The following is an 18,644-nucleotide window of genomic DNA, read 5'->3' on the forward strand; positions in this document are numbered from 1 at the left end:
AATAATCGAAGCAGCTGTTAAAGCCGCATAAAGTCATTAAACAATGCTACAAACATAAGCGAAAGCAGCATAGCCATACCAATTTTCAGACCAAGGAGCTGAATACTCTCACTTACAGGCTTTCCTGTCACTAATTCGACAGCATAATAAAGCAAATGCCCACCATCTAAGACAGGTATTGGCAGTAAATTCAGGATACCTAAGCTAATACTTAGATAGGCAAGAAAACTAATATACGATTCCAAGCCTGACTCTGCTGAAGCACCGGCCACTTTAGCAATCGTAATTGGACCGCTCAAGTTTTTTACCGATATAACGCCCTCAATCATTTTCCAAATAGAATCGAGAGTTAAGACCATCATCTGCCCTGTTTTATCAACTGCACGCCCAAACGCATCAAAAAAACCATATTCAATTGTACGCCTTAGATCATCAGGCCACGAAACCGGCTGAACTCCAGCACCAATATAACCATACTCGCGCCCTTCATCATCAATCTTAAGGGCTGGGACCAAGACAATATTTTGTAGATTTTCTGACCGTAAAATAGTTAATTGGATTGCACGCTCAGGACTATCTCTAACAACCTGAACAAAACCATACCAATCATTTACAGGCCGGCCATCTATCTCCTCAACGATGTCACCTACTAGCAAACCGGCCTGAAGCGCACGCCCACCATCTACAACCTGCCCAATTTCTGCTGGAATAGAAGGCCTCCATGGATCTAAACCCAAGGCAGTTACTGGAGACTCTGATTCAACATTTACATGCCAGTTAGACACTGAAATATGGACAGGATGTGAAAGCGTACTTTCCAACGGTTTAACCAACAAATTAATATCGCCAGTTTCTCCTATTCTAGAGGCCAAACGAAGATTTACCTCGTCCCACGACAATGTAGCAAAACCATCCACCGCTAGAATTTCAACATCATTTTGCAAACCAGCTCGCTCAGCTGGCGACTCAATCTTTACCCCCCCGACGACCGGAGCAACCGTTGAAACGCCATAGGCAAACATGAACCAATAAGCAAAGACAGCAAAAATGAGATTTACAAGAGGACCTGCTGCAACAATTGCGATACGTTGAATTACAGGCTTACGATTAAAAGCTTGGGAGAGCTGTTCTTCAGGCACATCACCTTCACGCTCATCCAACATTTTGACATAGCCACCTAAAGGAATACTGGCGATCGCATACTCAGTCCCTTGACGATCTTTCCAAGTATAAATAGCTTTACCAAAACCAACAGAGAAACGTAGAACTTTTACCCCACAACGACGGGCAACATAAAAGTGCCCCCATTCATGGATTGTAACTAAAACCCCTAAGGTAACGATTGTGGCAAGAATGGTATGTAACAGCTCCATAACAATCTCAATAAGCAATTAGATATTGCATACCCAATACAAACAAAGGCGAGGCTGCAGTCAGACTATCGATTCGATCCAACACACCACCATGTCCCGGAAGTAATTGACTACTATCTTTAATTCCCCGATGCCTTTTCAACATGCTTTCAAAAAGGTCACCGAGTACAGAAATCAACCCTGTAGCAGTAGCAAGCACAACAAGAAGAAGAACTTGCGCCATGTCAAAACCACTGTACAGAGCAAACCCTAGCGCAATAACGATACAAGCAATTAAGCCACCGTAAAGGCCTTCACGCGTTTTACCCGGGCTAACATCCGGCGCTAATTTGACCCGCCCAAAGTTTTTGCCTGAGAAGTATGCACCAACATCCGCCCCCCAAACCAAAAGAAACAACAGTAGGATTAACACCTCACCGTTTTCTGAACCTTTCAGCCCAACAAATGCAATCCAGCTTGGTACCAATACAACCAAGCCAACTAAGGCTCGTTTCCAGCAAGCGCTCCAACTAGTGCTCTGCGGATATTTCACCACCCAGAGAAACGCGACCATCCAACCTAAGAGTGCTCCTGACAAGATAAGTTCAACAGGAACACTGGTATAAAAAAGATGCAGACCAGCAAGAATCGATGCCATCAAGCCGACATACATGAAACGCTGAATACGGCTTTGATATCCGGATAAATTGGCCCACTCCCAAGCACCCAAGAGTATGACAACATCCATAAAATAAAGAAAAGATGATAAAGGTAAAGCAAACACACCCAGCAACGCTAACGGTGCAAGCACAAGCGCGGTTAATATTCGCTGTTTAAGCATTTTGCTCTGCCTCTACCTGTTCACTGGTTTTACCAAAACGGCGTTGTCTACCGCTATAATCTTGGACTGCTATATTCAAATGCTCTTTATCAAAGTCAGGCCAATAAGCATCCGAAAAATACAATTCGGTGTAAGCAAATTGCCAGATCAGAAAATTGCTAATGCGTTGCTCACCGCCTGTTCTGATACATAAATCAGGCTCAGGCAGATCAGAAAGGTTTATGCATTTTCCTAGGGATTCTTCTGTGATATCTGAAGGAGATAATTCATTAGCAATGCATTGCTGAGCAAGCTGACGTGCCGCTTGGGTAATATCCCAACGGCCACCATAATTTGCCGCAATATTAAGCTGCAACCCATCACAATCAGCAGTCAAAGTTTCGACATCGTGAATTTTTTTCTGTAACGAATCACTAAACGATGTTTTATCACCAACAATTCGTAAGCGAATGTTGTTTTTTAATAACTTCTTCGCTTCTCGATCTAATGCAAGTTTGAACAACTCCATTAGACCTTTAACCTCCAACGGAGGTCGCTTCCAATTCTCAGAGCTAAAAGCAAATAAAGTCAGAGATTCAACACCTAACTCCACACAGCCTTCGATGACTGAACGCACACAATCCACACCCGCTTTATGACCTGCCAAGCCTGGTAGTCGACGCTCTTTTGCCCAACGGTTATTCCCATCCATAATGATGGCAATATGCCGAGGCGTATTAGTAATAACTTCTGAAGAATTGTTTTCTGATGTCATGCAAATAATTCAGCGGCACCTTACAGCACCGCTGCTTCGATCAAATTTCCATTAGATCTTTTTCTTTCTGTTCCAGAAGACTATCCACTTCTGCAACATGCTTATCCGTAACTTTCTGAATCTGATCTTCGCCGCGACGCTGATCATCTTCAGTGATCTCTTTTTCTTTCAAGAGATCTTTAAGATCACCGTTTGCATCACGACGAATATTACGAATAGCTACGCGTGCACCTTCAGCTTCCTGACGCGCTTGTTTGATATAACCCTTACGCGTTTCTTCAGTCAACGGAGGCATTGGAACACGAATATTTTCACCCGCAGTTGCTGGGTTCAAACCTAGATCAGAGGTCATAATCGCTTTTTCGATTACAGGCACCATTGGCTTTTCCCATGGCACGATCGATAGCGTACGACCATCCTCAACGGAAATATTAGCCACCTGGCTCAAAGGCACATCAGAACCGTAATAGGAAACCTGAATCCCTTCCAGAATGCTTGGGTGTGCACGACCAGTACGAATTTTCTTAAAGTTCGTTACCAGAGAATCAACACTTTTCTGCATGCGCTCGGCAGCATCCTGAGTGATTTCATTCAGCATATTTTTCTCCAACCGTTTCACTGCAATCGATCAAAGTGCCCTCATCACTACCCACTACAAGGTTGGCAAGAGCACCTGGTTTATTCATATTAAATACACGCACTGGCATATTATGATCTCGCGTCAAACAAATCGCAGTCAGATCCATAACACCCAGTTGCTGTTCTAAAACTTCATCATAACTTAAGTGACGGTAACGACGCGCCGTTGGATCCTTAACCGGATCAGCCGTATAAACACCATCAACTTTTGTTGCTTTCAATACAACATCCGCTTCTACTTCAATACCACGAAGGCAAGCTGCTGAATCCGTTGTAAAGAAAGGATTTCCTGTGCCCGCCGCAAAAATCACTACATCGCCTTGATTTAGGTAACGCATAGCATTTCGACGGTCATAATGATCTACAACACCACTCATTGGAATAGCAGACATTACGCGAGTATTTATATTGCTACGCTCCAATGCATCGCGCATCGCCAATGCATTCATAACGGTTGCAAGCATACCCATATGGTCGCCAGTAACACGATCCAACCCAGCTTCATTTAGCGCTGCGCCACGAAACAAATTACCACCGCCGATAACCATACCGACTTGAACACCAATCCCTACTAGCTGGCCGATCTCTAGGGCCATGCGATTCAGGACATTTGAGTCTATACCAAAGCTCTCGTCTCCCATTAGGGCTTCGCCGCTAAGCTTCAGTAATATGCGTTTATATTTTGATTGTTTCTCGGTGGTTGGCATCCGTATATCTCCACAGAAATTGGGATCAGGAGAGTGTAGCAAGAAAAGAGGGGATTGCGCATGGGTTAGATGCGCAATCCATAAGCTTTAGAGCTTATTAGCCGTTAAGCTGAGCAGCAACTTCTGCAGCGAAGTCTACTTCTTCAACTTCAATACCTTCACCCACTTCTATACGAGTGAATGCAGATACAGTAGCGCCAGCATCTTTTGCTACCTGATCAACTTTCTGATCTGGGTTTTTCACAAAAGCTTGCTCTACTAGGCTGTTTTCAGCCAAGAATTTGTTGATACGACCAGTAACCATTTTTTCTGCAATCTCTGCAGGCTTGCTAGCCATATCTGGCTGCGCAAGAATGATTTCTTTCTCTTTTTCAACAACTTCAGCAGGCATATCTTCTTTGTTAACAACCTGAGGGTTAACAGCAGTAACATGCATTGCAATGTCTTTAGCCGTTTCGTTGTTACCGCCTTCAAGCTGAACAAGCGCAGCGATCTTGTTGTTGCTGTGTACGTAAGCACCAACAACGCCACCTTCAACTAGGAATACGCGACGTACGCCGATGTTCTCACCGATTTTCTGAACCAATGCATCACGCGCATCAGTTAGTTCACCAGCCATCAACGCTTCTACGTCAGTCGCTTTATCAGCAAACGCTTTGTCCAGAACAACATTCGCGAAAGCTAGGAAACCTTCATCACGTGCAGCGAAGTCAGTTTCAGAGTTAACTTCTACTGCTACCGCGTAGCTGCTATCGTCTGCAACTTTAACAACTACAACACCTTCTGCTGCTGTACGACCTGCTTTTTTAGCAGCCTTCATACCAGAAGCTTTACGTAGCTCTTCAATCGCTTTTTCGATGTCGCCACCAGCTTCTTTAAGTGCTTTTTTACACTCCATCATGCCTAGACCAGTACGGTCACGCAGATCTTTAACCATTGCAGCGGAAATGTTCGCCATATCGAATACCCCTATAAAATAATCGCGGGTTAATCAAAAAATCCAAAAAAGGGGGCAAGGCCCCCTCTATAAAGTCAAAGAGAATACGTTGCCGTATTCCCAGCAGAATTATTCAGCTGCTTTTTCTTCAACTTCAACGAATTCGTTTTTGTCGCCAGCAGTTGCTTCAGTACCCTCAAGGCAAGCATCAGCTGCAGACTTAACGTAAATCTGGATTGCACGCAGTGCATCATCGTTACCAGGAATAACAACATCAACGCCATCTGGGTTGCTGTTAGTATCAACGACACCGATAACTGGGATACCCAGTTTGTTTGCTTCATTTACTGCGATACGCTCGTGGTCAACGTCGATTACGAACAAAGCGTCAGGCAGACCGCCCATCTCTTTGATACCACCGATAGAACGCTCTAGCTTTTCCATTTCACGCTGACGCATCAAAGCTTCTTTCTTAGTTAGCTTCTCAAACGTACCATCCTGGCTCTGACCTTCCAGATCGCGTAGGCGACGGATAGACTGACGGATAGTTTTGTAGTTAGTCAGCATACCACCCAACCAACGGTGGTTTACGTATGGCATACCTGCACGAGTAGCTTCTTCTTTAACGATTTTGCTAGCAGCGCGCTTAGTACCAACGAAAAGAACTTTGTTTTTGTTGGAAGCCATACCTTGGATGCTATCTAGTGCACCGTTAAGTGCAGGTAGAGTGTGCTCTAGGTTGATGATATGAATCTTGTTACGAGCACCGAAAATGAATTTAGACATTTTCGGGTTCCAGTAACGAGTCTGGTGACCGAAGTGAACGCCTGCTTTAAGCAGGTCACGCATAGTAATTTTAGCCATTATATTTTCCTAAAATTGGGTTAAACCTCCACGATCCCCAACATCCAACCCGAAGGCACCCTGAACGTTGTGTCGGAACGTGTGTGATATATATTTTTGCTTACGCAAATTGAGCGCGGATTTATACCATAACCACCCAATAATATAAAGCCTATTTCTATTCCTGCAGCAGGATTGCTACAATCACCTTCAGTTAAATTTTAATACACCGCTTCTGGCGGTTTCACAGGACAATTGACAGCTTATGAGCATCAAAATTAAAACACCTGAAGAGATCGAGAAAATGCGCGTTGCAGGCCGCTTAGCTGCCCAAGTTCTCGAAATGATCGAGCCATATATAAAACCGGGTGTCACCACAAATGAGCTGAACCAAATTTGTCATGACTACATTGTTGACAAGCAGCAAGCCATTCCTGCACCGCTTAACTACCATGGCTTCCCAAAATCTATCTGTACTTCAGTTAATCAGGTTGTTTGCCATGGCATTCCAAATGACAAGAAACTGAAAGATAGCGATATCATCAACGTTGATATCACGGTAATCAAAGATGGTTATCACGGCGACACCAGCAAAATGTTTTTTGTGGGCAAGGAACTACCTCATGCCCGCCGCCTAGTCGATATAACGTTGGAATGCATGTACAAAGGCATCAAACTGGTTAAACCGGGCGCACGCCTTGGAGATATTGGCCACGTAATCCAAACCCATGCAGAACAAAATCACTATACTGTGGTTCGCGAATACTGCGGCCACGGCATTGGCGCTGAATTCCACGAAGAACCTCAAGTTCTGCATTACGGTAAAGCAGGCACTGGTGAGATTCTTGAAGAAGGCATGATTTTTACAATTGAGCCAATGATCAATGCAGGAAAACGACAAGTTAAACTATCTAAGAAGGATGGTTGGACTGTTGAAACAGCTGATCGTCGCTTATCAGCACAATGGGAACACACAATCTTAGTAACTGCCGATGGTTACGAGATTCTAACCCTCCGTTCTGATGAGAATCTTCAGTAAATCATTCACTACGCGAAATAAACAAAGCGGGTAATGCTAAGATGTCGACCACCCTCCACCAGCAACTAGCCGAAGAAGAGATCATCGACATCGATGATTTTAGAACCAAGTTAGCGGAGGCAACCTCCCCTATCCCAGTGTACAAAGAGGCGCTGTGCACGATAAAAACCAGCCTTGATGATCGCTTCAAGGCTGGAGAGGATATCCGCAAACTAATCTACGGCCGTGCGTGGGAAATTGATCGCATCTTACAAGTCGCTTGGTCTCAATACCCCTGGCCTGAAGATAAGATCTCGCTTATTGCTGTTGGCGGCTACGGCCGAGGCGAACTGCACCCGCATTCAGATATTGACCTACTAATCCTCTTGGATGATGAGGTTAATGCTGAAGATCTACACGATTCAATCAGCGCATTCTTAACCACACTTTGGGATATCAATTTAGATATAGGTTCCAGCGTTCGAACACTCAGCGAATGTTATAAAGAAGCACAAAGTGATATTACGATCGCCACTAATCTGATTGAATCTCGCACACTGACAGGCAATCCTAATCTACACACACAGATGTATGACAGGGTGACATCGGAAGGCGCTTGGACCGATAAAGAATTCTTTCTAGCTAAGCAAAAAGAGCAGAAAGAACGCCACAAGAAGACCAACAATACTGAGTACAACCTAGAACCTAACCTTAAAAATTCACCTGGTGGCCTACGTGATTTACAAACCATAGGCTGGGTATCCAAAAGACATTTCGGTTCCACCTATATTCGCGACTTGGTTGAAGATGGCTTCCTAACCGAAACAGAGCTAGATATTTTAAATAAAGGCGAGCTGTACCTATGGTCTGTTCGTTATGCACTTCACATGCTCTGCAACCGCCGCGAAGACCGTCTACTGTTCGATCACCAGCGAACATTGGCTGAGTTCTTTGGTTATAAAGATGAAGAGGGCAAGCTTGCCGTAGAACAGTTCATGAGCAAGTACTATCGTATCGCCATGACCATGTCAGAATTCAATGACATGCTACTGCAACACTTCGATGAAGCAATCCTTCGAGCAGATGAAGAGCAAGTGATCATCCCTCTAAACAATCGTTTCCAGATTCACAACGATTACTTAGAAGTCACTCACGAAAACACTTTTGAACACCAACCTTTTGCCCTGATGGAGCTATTTGTCCTGTTAGCACAAAATCCATCCATTAAAGGTGTTCGCGCCTCGACTATCCGCTTAATTCGAGACAATCGACACAAGGTTGATGAAGAATTTCGTAAGGATATTCGCAATACCAGCCTCTTCATGGAACTACTTCGCTCCCCAGAGCGAGTCTCCACCGAATTAAAACGAATGACACGATACGGAATTTTGGGTCGCTACCTACCTCAATTTGGCCGCATTATTGGTCAGATGCAGCACGACCTATTCCATATCTACACCGTTGATGCACACACCATGAAGGTGATTCAAAAGTGCCGACAATTCAGACATCGCGACTACCGAGAAGAATTCCCAATTTGTCATCGCATTGTAAATCAGCTACCCAAAATCGAACTGCTATACATTGCCGGTCTTTTCCATGACATTGCCAAAGGTCGAGGCGGCGATCATTCTGAGCTAGGCGCTGAAGACGTACTCGAATTCTGCGATGAGCACCATTTAGGCAAGTGGGACAGCCATTTAGTATCCTGGCTGGTACGTAACCACTTACTTATGTCTATGACAGCTCAACGCAAGGACATTTCAGATCCGGAAGTTATTCACACATTTGCGCAACAAGTGCGAGACATTGTGCATCTTGATTATCTTTACGTGCTGACTATCGCCGATATAAACGCTACCAACCACACACTTTGGAACAGCTGGCGTGCAACACTGATGCGTAAACTCTATACCGATACTAAACGCGCTCTGCGTCGCGGCTTAGAGAACCCAATCAACAAAGAAGACCGTATCGAACAGATTCAGCACGAAGCTCAGATTCTATTGGATCGACAAGGCGTAGAGAAAACCGATATACACACTTTATGGTCATCAATAGGAGATGATTATTTCCTTAGAGAGACCGCCCAAAGCATCGCTGAACACACCAAGGCAATTCTAGAACATACAAAAGCAGATGAGCCGCTGATCCTGATTCGCCAAACATCTCACCGTGTATTTGAAGGCGCAACAGAGATTTTTATCTACAGCAAAGATATCAAAAACCTCTTTGCAGCCACTGTAGCGGCAATGGATCAATTACACCTCAACATCCAAGATGCACGTATTATTGTGACAGATAGCGGCGAGGTCCTTAACACTTATACAGTGCTTTCAGATGACAATACGCCATTGTCGGAGAACCCAAGTCATCTGCAGTCAATCAAGCAGCGCCTAATCGAAGAGCTTGATGATCCAGATGACTACCCGGATATTATCCAGCGACGCGTTCCACGTCAGATGAAGCTGTTTGCTACCCCAACTCAAGTTTATGTAAGCAATGATCCGTCTGCTCAACAGACCGTACTAGAAGTGATTACACCTGATCGTCCTGGTCTACTTGCACGTATTGGTGGCATTTTCGCAGAGCACAACTTATCTGTACGTAAAGCGAAGATCGCGAGCGTCGGTGAACGTGTAGAAGACTTTTTCTTCATCACCGACGAACAGGGTCTGCCTGTCTCTGATCCTGATCTCTGTCAGACCCTTCAGGATCAGATCTGCCAGCAGCTGGATGAACATATCCAACACGAAAGTTAATAGAGCCGTAGCCTCAGGTAATCGAGGCACCAAGAAAAAGTGAGGAAAACATGGATCAACAAACGCAAAACGAAATCGAAGCGGCTGTATTCCGTCGTCTATTAGAACATTTAGACAACCGTAAAGATGTACAGAACATTGATCTAATGATTCTGGCGGGATTCTGCCGCAACTGTCTGAGCAAGTGGTACAAAGCTGAAGCTGAAAAGCGCGGTCATGAAGTAGATTACGATGCAGCGCGTGAATTGGTATACGGTGAGTCTTACGACTCTTGGAAAGACAAATACCAGAAGAAAGCGACACCTGAACAGATGGCAGCATTCGAAGCTACTCAAAAATAATCGCTTAGCTTTTAAAACTTAAGCAAGAAAAAAGGGAGCATCTGCTCCCTTTTTTCTTGCTTATTTAGCGGCTAATCCAGGCTCGCTGAACCTGATTTAGATCCACTTCTAAGGTGGTTGCATAAGTATCTTCTTGCACCGGATAAGTCTTCACGACTCTTGCCCCTCTGACAATACCAGAAACAGCAGCTTTGAATTGATCATTTTGCACAATCATATCCTGTACGGAGGTGGTACCAAACAGATACTGCCCATGAACAACACCTGCTAACTCCTGATAAGCACGTAACTTAGAAGCACGCATCGCCATCAGTATTTTATGCTGACGATTTTTCCCCGGTTGCAAGCTAATCGGCGCATAGCCCGTCGCTCTCACCCAATTAGGTTCTTTAGGCTCTTCAACACGGGTTGGGAAATTAACATCAGGTAACGCTTCAACCATATCAATGGTCGTCTCAACTGCCGTTTCACACCCCTGAAGCAGCAAAACAGGCGTCAATAAAAACAGCCCAGCTAATTTACGAAAAAAATTTGTATATGCTTTTTTCATCTGATGATTTACCTAACCGGCCCACTTCCATTTTCGATAATCAAATCTTTATTTAAGGCTTTGAGAGGATTATACCCTGGCAATCCACCCTCTAAACGCTCGTTACTTACATGACTCTGCCCTGTCGCCAATACTTGTCGAGTCGTTGTATCAATGACTCGGGCATTGATCACCATGCCATCAGAATGTTGCGCATATGTTCCTGTCACCAAGAAATACAGTTTATAGCGCGTTCTAAGGCCTGACAGATTCTGTTTCGATAGTGGCTGTTTGGTTGATGTTGTCAAACCCGCCGCACGGTAATCAATCAAGTTGTAACCATGTTGTTGCAACTGATAAATAAACGCCTGCTCTAAACGCTCACCAAAACGCCCAACTTTGCGTTCATTATGTAAATTTGTGAATGGAATGACCGCCATTGGGAATGTTTTAACGCGATTCTGCTGCAAACCCGCTGTCATCTGTACAGCCATTTGCTGAACAGCCTCACTGAGAGGATCCAAACCGTTTGGAGAAACATCAACCTGCACAACCTCTCGCTGCAACATAGCACGCTCTTTTTCCAGCAGCGCTTCCTTTTCTGCGATATGCGCCTTTTCTAGCTTATGCAGCTCTGCAACAACTTCAGGACTCATACTTTCAATATGCACGGACTCAGACCCAGCACTTTTATTCGTTTGCTGCATACAACCACTTAAACATCCGATCGCAAACAGCAGTAAAATATTTTTCATCCTGATCTTCCAAACTCAAAGGTTACGCACCACAATCTAACATAATCATCTAGGTATAGGGAGCAATACAAAACACGACCTTATACAATGATTTACAATCATATTGTAATTGCATACTGTCAGCTTTAAGAGCCCTGAGATAAGATGCCCACAGCTCAAACATCTGTTTTTAAGTTATCTACATACAGTGTAAGTAATCGGTCAACGGTGAGATATGTTTAATCTAGTGCAAAAATTACTCTTAGCCTGTCTTCTTCTATTGCCTCTTTCAGCTCAGGCAGTTGTTGTTGAAGCGCAAGGCCAAGCCATTATTGCCAACAAAGATATAAACTCTGCTCGAGAAGCTGCAATTCGAGACGCTTCACAACAAGCCTCAATGCAAGCCGCGGTATACATTTCAAGTAGCCAAGTCGTTCGCGATGGCATCCTAGAAATCGACAATATGCAGATCAGCACCTTAGGCCAAGTATCCAATATAGAGATAGTCGATGAGAAGGTCGTTGGTAATACCCTTTATATCCGCATACGGGCTGATGTTCTGATTGATCAAGGATGTCACAACGGCGTAAGTAACAGTTATACAAAGTCAATTGCTGTTACCGCCTTCCCGCTACTAAAACTTAAACAAGCCAACCTAGGTGGTTTAGGCAGTGTGAGCAGTGTATTCCCTGCTCAAATTGCACAACTGATGAACAACAAACAGTCTTTTGTTGCTCATAACGCCGGCCGTCTAAACCTTCACCCACAACCAGAATTCGCCCCAACCAATCAGTTGGATGATGGTGCACTTTCCAGCATGCAACAAACAGCGGGCCAGCTAAATGTAAACTATGCTGTCTCCGGCGTTATCCGCGATATGTCGATGATGGACCCGCGTACTCACGCCGAAAAAAACTACCTAATCGACCTTTACAACACCTTGGATTACAAAAGTAAAAGGCACTTACGAAACTTTGAAATAGACCTATTTATCCATGATGGTATGACTGGCCACCTAGTCAGCCAAAAACACTATCAAACTGCTGGCCTCTGGAATCTAGATCGCACAATTAAGACAGGCTTCAATACTGCTGGATTTTTCAAACAGGATTATGGACAAAAAGTTAAACAGCTCCAGCAAACCATTCTTGAAGAGCTTCAAAACGAATTACTTTGCGAGCCTTTCTCAACCATGATCACTCAAATTGAAGATCGAAACATCTGGATCAACTCTGGTAAGCAGCAAGGCTTGAAACGAGGCGACAAACTTACGATCTATCGCAAGTCCACTTATTACTCACCAGATATGAAAGCGACCACTCAACTAACCAATACAAAACAAACATTGGTAATTGATGACGTCCAAATGGGTTCAGCTTCTGGCTACATCAGTAGCGCAGCTGCGTCATACAATATCAGGCCTGGCGATTTAGCTATCGCTCGCTAACGAAAAGCAGATTAAGAAAGGAATGCACTCGAACCCAATAATACGCTCGAGTGCTATATCAATGCTTAGCGACGTGTTCCGCTAATATTGATCTCTACACGACGGTTCTGTGAACGACCCGCAGAGGTTTTATTATCAGCAATTGGATAGCGTTCACCATAACCACGTGCATTAATACGTAAACGCTCAACACCTGCACTCGCAAGGTAATCACCTACGCGTGCAGCACGGCGCTCAGAAAGTTGCTGGTTATATTCAAAAGAGCCAGAACTATCAGTAAAGCCATCAACATTCAGTTCAGTCTGATCAAACTTAGCCAATACTTTAGCTACAGAGTCCAACACAGGGTAGAAACTACCTGCAATTCGATCAGAATCCACAGCGAATGTAATATTGCCTGGCATAATCAAACGAATAGAATCACCGATACGCTCAACACGAACACCTGTGCCTTCTAATTCTTGACGCAACAACGCTTCCTGTTGATCCATGTAATAGCCGATACCACCGCCAACGGCACCACCCACAAGGGCACCAGTCAAAGCACCTTTACCACGGTCACTTTTACTAGAAACAGCAGCACCAAGTACAGCACCTGCTACAGCGCCAATACCTGCACCCTTCGCAGTATTACCTACTTTCTGCTCTCCTGTATAAGGATCTAGTGTTTGACACCCCGTTAGCAGAACACCTGTAACTGCTACAGCAATCAGTTTTTTCATGCATATCTCCTAAGATTCTTGCGCTCCCTGAATTCGGCCATGGTATGGCTGAATATTCGCTGACTAAAAACAAATAAAATAAGTCATAGATGCTAGTCAGTACGGGTAAACACCGATAAAATAATACGATTGTAATTTTTAGATTTGGCCTATATCTACTGTCGCTTAAAATACGTTATTGTGTAGCGGTTAGATAGAGCCCTTCGATTATCTGTAGTACTGCCCTTTGAGGAGATACAATTGTCCCAGCTTCCTGTCATTGTTGGTTTTGGTGGTATAAACCCTGCTGGACGTGCCTCATTTCACCATGCTTATCGCCGTTTAATCATCGATAAGCTGGATTCTAAAACTCGCACTGAGACATTAACCGATCTCGCTATTTTGACTGGCCTAGCAACAACATCTGAAGGCCAATATCTAAACCAAGAGGGTGAAGTTTGCACTGCAGAGGCGCTTATTGCGTCTCTACAAGAACAACTACTCAATAGCACTCTGATCCGACAGATCGAAGGTAGCTGCTTTGACGTCAACAACGTCATGTTTAATAAGCCAGCAAGCATCAATTTAGGCGACGAAACCCTAAAATTCCAGTTACGTAAACGTCAAATGCCGCAAAACATACCAAGTAATTGGCAAGTGACGGAGACATCTTCTGGGCAATTTGAAATCGAAGTCACAGGCAAATTAGAAGCAATTTTGCCGGATAGCAAAACAGCACCTGTTCAATCAGCAGGTCAGCTACCTAGCGGCTTCCAACCAGGCAAACTCTACCAATCTCGCAATCACCCACGTAATCTGCAGATGACTGTTTTTGCGGCATCGGATGCGATCTCTTCAAGCGGCATCCCATTTGAGCGCATCAGTGCTTACGTTGCACCTGACCAGATTGCAGTTTATGCCAGTAACTCTATTGGCCAATTAGATGATTTTGGTTTTGGTGGTTTAACTAAATTCCCAGCGATTGGTAAGCGTACAACATCGAAACAGATGCCCCTTGGCTATGCGCAAATGCCAGCCGATTTTGTGAATGCTTATATTCTAGGCAATGTAGGAACTACCGGCGGTGCTTTAGGCGCTTGTGCAACATTCTTATATAACTTGCGCAGTGGCGTTAATGATATCCGCAGCGGCCGTCGCAAAGTGGTATTAGTTGGTGGCAGCGATGCTCCAATCACACCAGAAGTGATCGAAGGCTTCCGTGCGATGGGCGCATTAGCTGAAGATAAAGATCTGCTCGCTCTAGACAATCTAGCTGAGCTAACCATCAATGATTACCGCAAAGCTTGTCGTCCGTTTGGTAATAACTGTGGATTCACCATTGGCGAAAGTAGCCAATTTGTTCTATTGATGAGTGATGATCTAGCTGTTGAGTTAGGCGCCGAAATCTATGGTGCTGTACCAGAAGTATTTGTTAATGCTGACGGCCATAAGAAATCGATCTCTGCTCCAGGCGTAGGCAACTATATTACTCTAGCTAAGTCAGCCTCTTTGATCCGTTCGATGCTAGGTGAAGAATCACTTCAACAACGCAGCTTTGTTCAAGCCCACGGGACAAGCACTCCGCAAAACCGCGTAACCGAATCTCATGTTATCAACGAGACAGCTAAAGCCTTCTCGATTGATAACTGGACGGTTTCCGCAGTTAAGTGCTATTTAGGTCACTCCCAAGGTACCGCTGGCGGTGATCAATTGAGTACCTCTCTAGGTACTTGGAAATACGGCTATATCCCAGGCATCGTAACAACACCTACGTTTGCTGATGATGTTCACAAGAGCAACCTGAATCTAAGCAACCAACACCATGACGTGGGTGCTACCGGCATGGACTCTGTACTTTTGAATTCTAAAGGCTTCGGTGGCAACAACGCATCTGCACCTGTACTAGCGCCACACGTTGTACACAACATGCTTAAAAAACGTTACAGCGCTACACAATTAAAAGAGTATCAGAACAAGCTTGAGCAGACGCGTGCTGTCGCGAGTGCTTATGACCAAGCAGCCATTCTCGGTGAAGCTAAACCAATCTATCGCTACGACCACAACGTGCTACAAGGCGAAGATCTTAAAATCACTGATTCACAAATAAAACTTCCAGGCTATGCCAACCCTGTGAGCTTAGAAGTTAGTAACCCTTTTGAAGACCTTTGCTAAATAAGGATATAAGTATGCGTAATGCAGTATTACTTTTGATTGCAGGTTTAAGCTTAAGCGGCTGCATGAGCATGGACTCATTATCCCTAGGCAAATCGGAGCCTACCGAGACTGACTATTACCTAGTGGATACAAAGTTTCGCTTTATCTGCTTAGGCAATACCACTCAATGTCGCGATATGACTAAGATTGTCTCTTCTCGTGCTCAGCTAGCGCCTATTGAAGAAGCTTACGGCACTAAAGTTAAAGGGCCAAACTACCCAGTATCACTTACTCGTATGCTTCTAAACCCTGCCGATGGCAGTTACACCAGCTCACCTGCAGGCACTACAGGCCGCTACTTTAAGATTCCTGTTAACGACAAGACCCAAATCGCTTGGGATGCTCTAGGCACTATTGAAAGCGGTTTATATTAATCGCAATAGGTTCTTTGATTGCTGGGTAGTGATAGCTGCAACCTCCTCCACAGCTATTTGACGAAGTTCTGCTATCACTTCTGCCACCTTTGCCACATTCGCTGGCAGATTAACCTCCCCCTGATGCCCAGCTAAAGGCATATCCGGCGCATCCGTTTCTAACACAAAAGACTCCAGCGGCAATTCTTGCACAAGCCGCCGAATTTTCTTCGCCCGCTCATAAGTAACCGTTCCACCAATACCCAATTTGAAGCCTAAATCCAGATATTGTCGTGCTTGTTGCTCACTTCCAGAGAAAGCATGCACAATACCACCTCGCTCTAGCTGAATTAGCCGCAACTGTTTTAACATCTGATCATGCGCTTTACGAACATGCAGCAATACGGGCAGGTTAAACTTCTTCGCCAAAGCTAATTGTTCATTCAAATAGAGTAATTGTTGATCTAGATTGGCCTCAGGAATGAAAAGATCCAACCCTATCTCACCTACAGCACAGACCTGCTCAGTCGCCAACAAGGTTTCTAAAATTTCAAGATCTGCTGGAGTGTGCTTTTCCATAAAGCAGGGATGTAAACCAAGCGCAGCGTGGAGATTATGATCCGACTTAACCAGACTCAATAAGTCTTGCCACCTATCAGCGATGACACCAGGCACGACAATATCGCTTACACCGGCGATTCTTGCCTGAAGAAGTATTTCTTTCCGAGAAAGATCAAATTCTGAAAAGTCTAAATGACAGTGGCTATCGATAAATTGCATAGCATTAGATTAGGGCGGGAAATATATGGCTGCAAGCCTAGATGCTTGCAGCCATTTATTTAGTGGTAAGTGGTTTAGTGCTCGCGTGTAGCGCGGAAAGCTACATCAGGCCAACGTTCTTCAGCCAAACTCAAGTTCACGCGTGTTGGTGCTAAGTAAGTCAGAAGACCACTACCATCGATTGCCAAGTTATCGTGATTCTTCTTCTGGAAGTCAGACAACATTTTATCATCATCACACTCAGCCCAGCGAGCTGTCTGCACACTGATCGGCTCGTACTTACACTCAACCTTGTATTCATCTTTCAATCGGAATACAACAACATCAAACTGTAGCTGACCTACCGCACCCAAAATTAGGTCATTATTTTTCAACGGCTGGAACAACTGCACTGCACCCTCTTCCGATAGCTGCTGCAAACCTTTCTGTAGCTGCTTCATTTTTAGTGGGTCCAATGGGCGCACACGACGGAACATTTCCGGCGCGAAGTGAGGGATACCTGTAAATTTAAGATCTTCACCTGCAGTAAACGTATCACCGATCTGGATCGTACCGTGGTTATGCAAACCGATGATATCACCAGACCATGCTTCCTCTACGTTCTCACGATCACCTGCGATAAAGGTTACCGCATCGGCAATTTTCACATCCTTTTTGATACGTGCATGACGCATCTTCATGCCTTTGCTGTACTTACCGGAACAGATTCGCATAAAAGCAATACGGTCACGGTGTTTCGGATCCATATTGGCTTGAATCTTAAAGATAAAACCACTGAATTTTTCTTCAGCCGGTTCAACTTCACGGGTTAGTGTCGCACGTGGAATTGGCGCAGGCGCCCACTCAACGAAATCATTTAGCATCTCACGAACACCAAAGTTCGCCAAAGCCGTACCAAAGAAGACAGGGGTCAGCTTGCCCGCCATAAACTCTTCTTTATCAAACTCATGAGTTGCACCACGAACCAGCTCCACTTCATCAAGGAAGTCTTCGTAGATATCACCTAAAAGTTCTTTAGCTTGATCACTCTCAAGACCTTTAACCTGAATATCTTCAGGAATAGTATGACCTTGGCCTGGCTGGAAGACATGAATCGTATCGGTATAAAGGTTATACACACCTTTAAAACGCGGTCCCATTTCGATTGGCCAAGTAATAGGCGCAGCAGCAATCTTCAGAACTTCTTCGATCTCGTCTAGCAGTTCAATCGGATCACGAATCTCACGGTCCATTTTGTTCACAAACGAGAAAATTGGCGTGTCACGCAGACGACAAACTTCCATCAGCTTAATGGTTCGATCTTCGACACCTTTCGCACCATCCACAACCATCAACGCAGAATCCACTGCCGTTAATGTGCGGTAAGTATCCTCAGAGAAATCTTCGTGACCCGGAGTATCCAACAGGTTAACCATGCGACCGTTGTACGGGAACTGCATAACAGAAGAGGTGATCGAGATACCACGCTCTTGCTCCATCGACATCCAGTCAGATGTAGCCATACGATCGCCTTTTTTCCCTTTTACGCTACCCGCTTGCTGAATCAACTGTCCAAACAACAACAGTTTTTCAGTAATGGTCGTTTTACCCGCATCGGGGTGGGAAATAATCGCAAAGGTGCGGCGTTGATTAACTTCTTCTTGCAGGATACTCATGGATAAACATCATTTATGGTGACAGAAAGCAGGCATT

18 protein-coding genes are annotated in these 18,644 nt (G+C 44.6%); 6 read left to right on the plus strand and 12 right to left on the minus strand.

Annotated features, from left to right (window positions below; genetic code table 11):
• Positions 1-17: 17 nt before the first annotated feature.
• The 7 genes from rseP to rpsB all read right to left on the minus strand — a co-directional run bounded on the left by rseP (position 18) and on the right by rpsB (position 6,094).
• On the minus strand, positions 18-1,373 hold the full coding sequence (gene rseP, locus ACMXYR_RS13970) for a sigma E protease regulator RseP (RefSeq protein WP_415902054.1): 1,356 nt from the start codon (positions 1,371-1,373) through the stop codon (positions 18-20).
• Between the two features lie 7 nt (positions 1,374-1,380).
• A complete protein-coding gene (locus tag ACMXYR_RS13975) occupies positions 1,381-2,193 on the minus strand; it encodes a phosphatidate cytidylyltransferase (protein WP_415902055.1) in 813 nt (270 codons plus the stop codon).
• Positions 2,186-2,947 carry a polyprenyl diphosphate synthase gene (gene uppS / locus ACMXYR_RS13980; protein ID WP_415902056.1) on the minus strand — a complete coding sequence of 254 codons (762 nt, stop codon included), beginning with the start codon at positions 2,945-2,947 and terminating at the stop codon, positions 2,186-2,188. Before uppS ends, ACMXYR_RS13975 begins: the two co-directional genes overlap by 8 nt.
• Positions 2,948-2,987: 40 nt before the next feature.
• Complete coding sequence (gene frr, locus ACMXYR_RS13985; protein WP_415882451.1) at positions 2,988-3,545, minus strand: ribosome recycling factor; 558 nt, start codon at positions 3,543-3,545, stop codon at positions 2,988-2,990.
• Positions 3,535-4,293 carry a UMP kinase gene (gene pyrH, locus ACMXYR_RS13990; protein ID WP_415882452.1) on the minus strand — a complete coding sequence of 253 codons (759 nt, stop codon included), beginning with the start codon at positions 4,291-4,293 and terminating at the stop codon, positions 3,535-3,537. Before pyrH ends, frr begins: the two co-directional genes overlap by 11 nt.
• Positions 4,294-4,390: 97 nt before the next feature.
• Complete coding sequence (gene tsf / locus ACMXYR_RS13995; RefSeq protein ID WP_415902057.1) at positions 4,391-5,251, minus strand: translation elongation factor Ts; 861 nt, start codon at positions 5,249-5,251, stop codon at positions 4,391-4,393.
• A 108-nt stretch (positions 5,252-5,359) separates the two neighbouring features.
• Positions 5,360-6,094, minus strand: a complete 735-nt coding sequence (gene rpsB, locus ACMXYR_RS14000) for a 30S ribosomal protein S2 (protein ID WP_415882454.1) — start codon at positions 6,092-6,094, stop codon at positions 5,360-5,362.
• A 244-nt stretch (positions 6,095-6,338) separates the two neighbouring features.
• On the opposite strand from rpsB, the gene map reads away from it, so the two are divergent.
• The 3 genes from map to ACMXYR_RS14015 are packed head-to-tail and all read left to right on the plus strand — an operon-like array spanning position 6,339 to position 10,194.
• Positions 6,339-7,112, plus strand: coding sequence for a type I methionyl aminopeptidase (gene map / locus ACMXYR_RS14005; protein WP_415882455.1), 774 nt, complete (start codon positions 6,339-6,341; stop codon positions 7,110-7,112).
• 41 nt (positions 7,113-7,153) lie between these two features.
• Positions 7,154-9,853 (plus strand): [protein-PII] uridylyltransferase, encoded by a 2,700-nt coding sequence (locus tag ACMXYR_RS14010; RefSeq protein ID WP_415902058.1) that lies wholly within the window; start codon positions 7,154-7,156, stop codon positions 9,851-9,853.
• A 50-nt stretch (positions 9,854-9,903) separates the two neighbouring features.
• On the plus strand, positions 9,904-10,194 hold the full coding sequence (locus tag ACMXYR_RS14015; protein ID WP_415902059.1) for a DUF1244 domain-containing protein: 291 nt from the start codon (positions 9,904-9,906) through the stop codon (positions 10,192-10,194).
• A gap of 64 nt (positions 10,195-10,258) precedes the next feature.
• On the opposite strand, the gene ACMXYR_RS14020 is transcribed toward ACMXYR_RS14015, so the two are convergent.
• On the minus strand, positions 10,259-10,744 hold the full coding sequence (locus ACMXYR_RS14020; RefSeq protein ID WP_415902060.1) for an LPP20 family lipoprotein: 486 nt from the start codon (positions 10,742-10,744) through the stop codon (positions 10,259-10,261).
• Between the two features lie 8 nt (positions 10,745-10,752).
• Positions 10,753-11,478 carry a FlgO family outer membrane protein gene (locus tag ACMXYR_RS14025; protein ID WP_415902061.1) on the minus strand — a complete coding sequence of 242 codons (726 nt, stop codon included), beginning with the start codon at positions 11,476-11,478 and terminating at the stop codon, positions 10,753-10,755.
• A 214-nt stretch (positions 11,479-11,692) separates the two neighbouring features.
• Here ACMXYR_RS14025 and ACMXYR_RS14030 point away from each other — a divergent pair, with 214 nt between their 5' ends.
• Positions 11,693-12,904, plus strand: a complete 1,212-nt coding sequence (locus ACMXYR_RS14030; protein WP_415902062.1) for a flagellar assembly protein T N-terminal domain-containing protein — start codon at positions 11,693-11,695, stop codon at positions 12,902-12,904.
• Positions 12,905-12,969: 65 nt separating this feature from the next.
• On the opposite strand, the gene ACMXYR_RS14035 is transcribed toward ACMXYR_RS14030, so the two are convergent.
• Positions 12,970-13,626, minus strand: coding sequence for an OmpA family protein (locus tag ACMXYR_RS14035; protein WP_415882461.1), 657 nt, complete (start codon positions 13,624-13,626; stop codon positions 12,970-12,972).
• A 240-nt stretch (positions 13,627-13,866) separates the two neighbouring features.
• Here ACMXYR_RS14035 and ACMXYR_RS14040 point away from each other — a divergent pair, with 240 nt between their 5' ends.
• Together ACMXYR_RS14040 and ACMXYR_RS14045 are read left to right on the plus strand one after the other, a co-directional pair.
• Positions 13,867-15,777, plus strand: coding sequence for a beta-ketoacyl synthase (locus tag ACMXYR_RS14040; protein ID WP_415902063.1), 1,911 nt, complete (start codon positions 13,867-13,869; stop codon positions 15,775-15,777).
• Between the two features lie 14 nt (positions 15,778-15,791).
• The gene (locus ACMXYR_RS14045; RefSeq protein WP_415882463.1) at positions 15,792-16,193 is read left to right on the plus strand and encodes a hypothetical protein; all 402 of its coding nucleotides are present in this window, start codon (positions 15,792-15,794) and stop codon (positions 16,191-16,193) included.
• Here ACMXYR_RS14045 and ACMXYR_RS14050 read toward each other — a convergent pair.
• A complete protein-coding gene (locus ACMXYR_RS14050) occupies positions 16,185-16,952 on the minus strand; it encodes a TatD family hydrolase (protein ID WP_415902064.1) in 768 nt (255 codons plus the stop codon). The two genes, ACMXYR_RS14045 and ACMXYR_RS14050, sit on opposite strands and share 9 nt — an antisense overlap.
• A gap of 74 nt (positions 16,953-17,026) precedes the next feature.
• Entirely contained in the window at positions 17,027-18,607 is a 1,581-nt protein-coding gene (locus ACMXYR_RS14055; protein WP_415882465.1) for a peptide chain release factor 3, read from the minus strand.
• Positions 18,608-18,644 lie beyond the last annotated feature (37 nt).

This window comes from Neptuniibacter sp. QD29_5 (assembly GCF_047778125.1).
Taxonomy (GTDB): Bacteria; Pseudomonadota; Gammaproteobacteria; order Pseudomonadales; family Balneatricaceae; genus Neptuniibacter.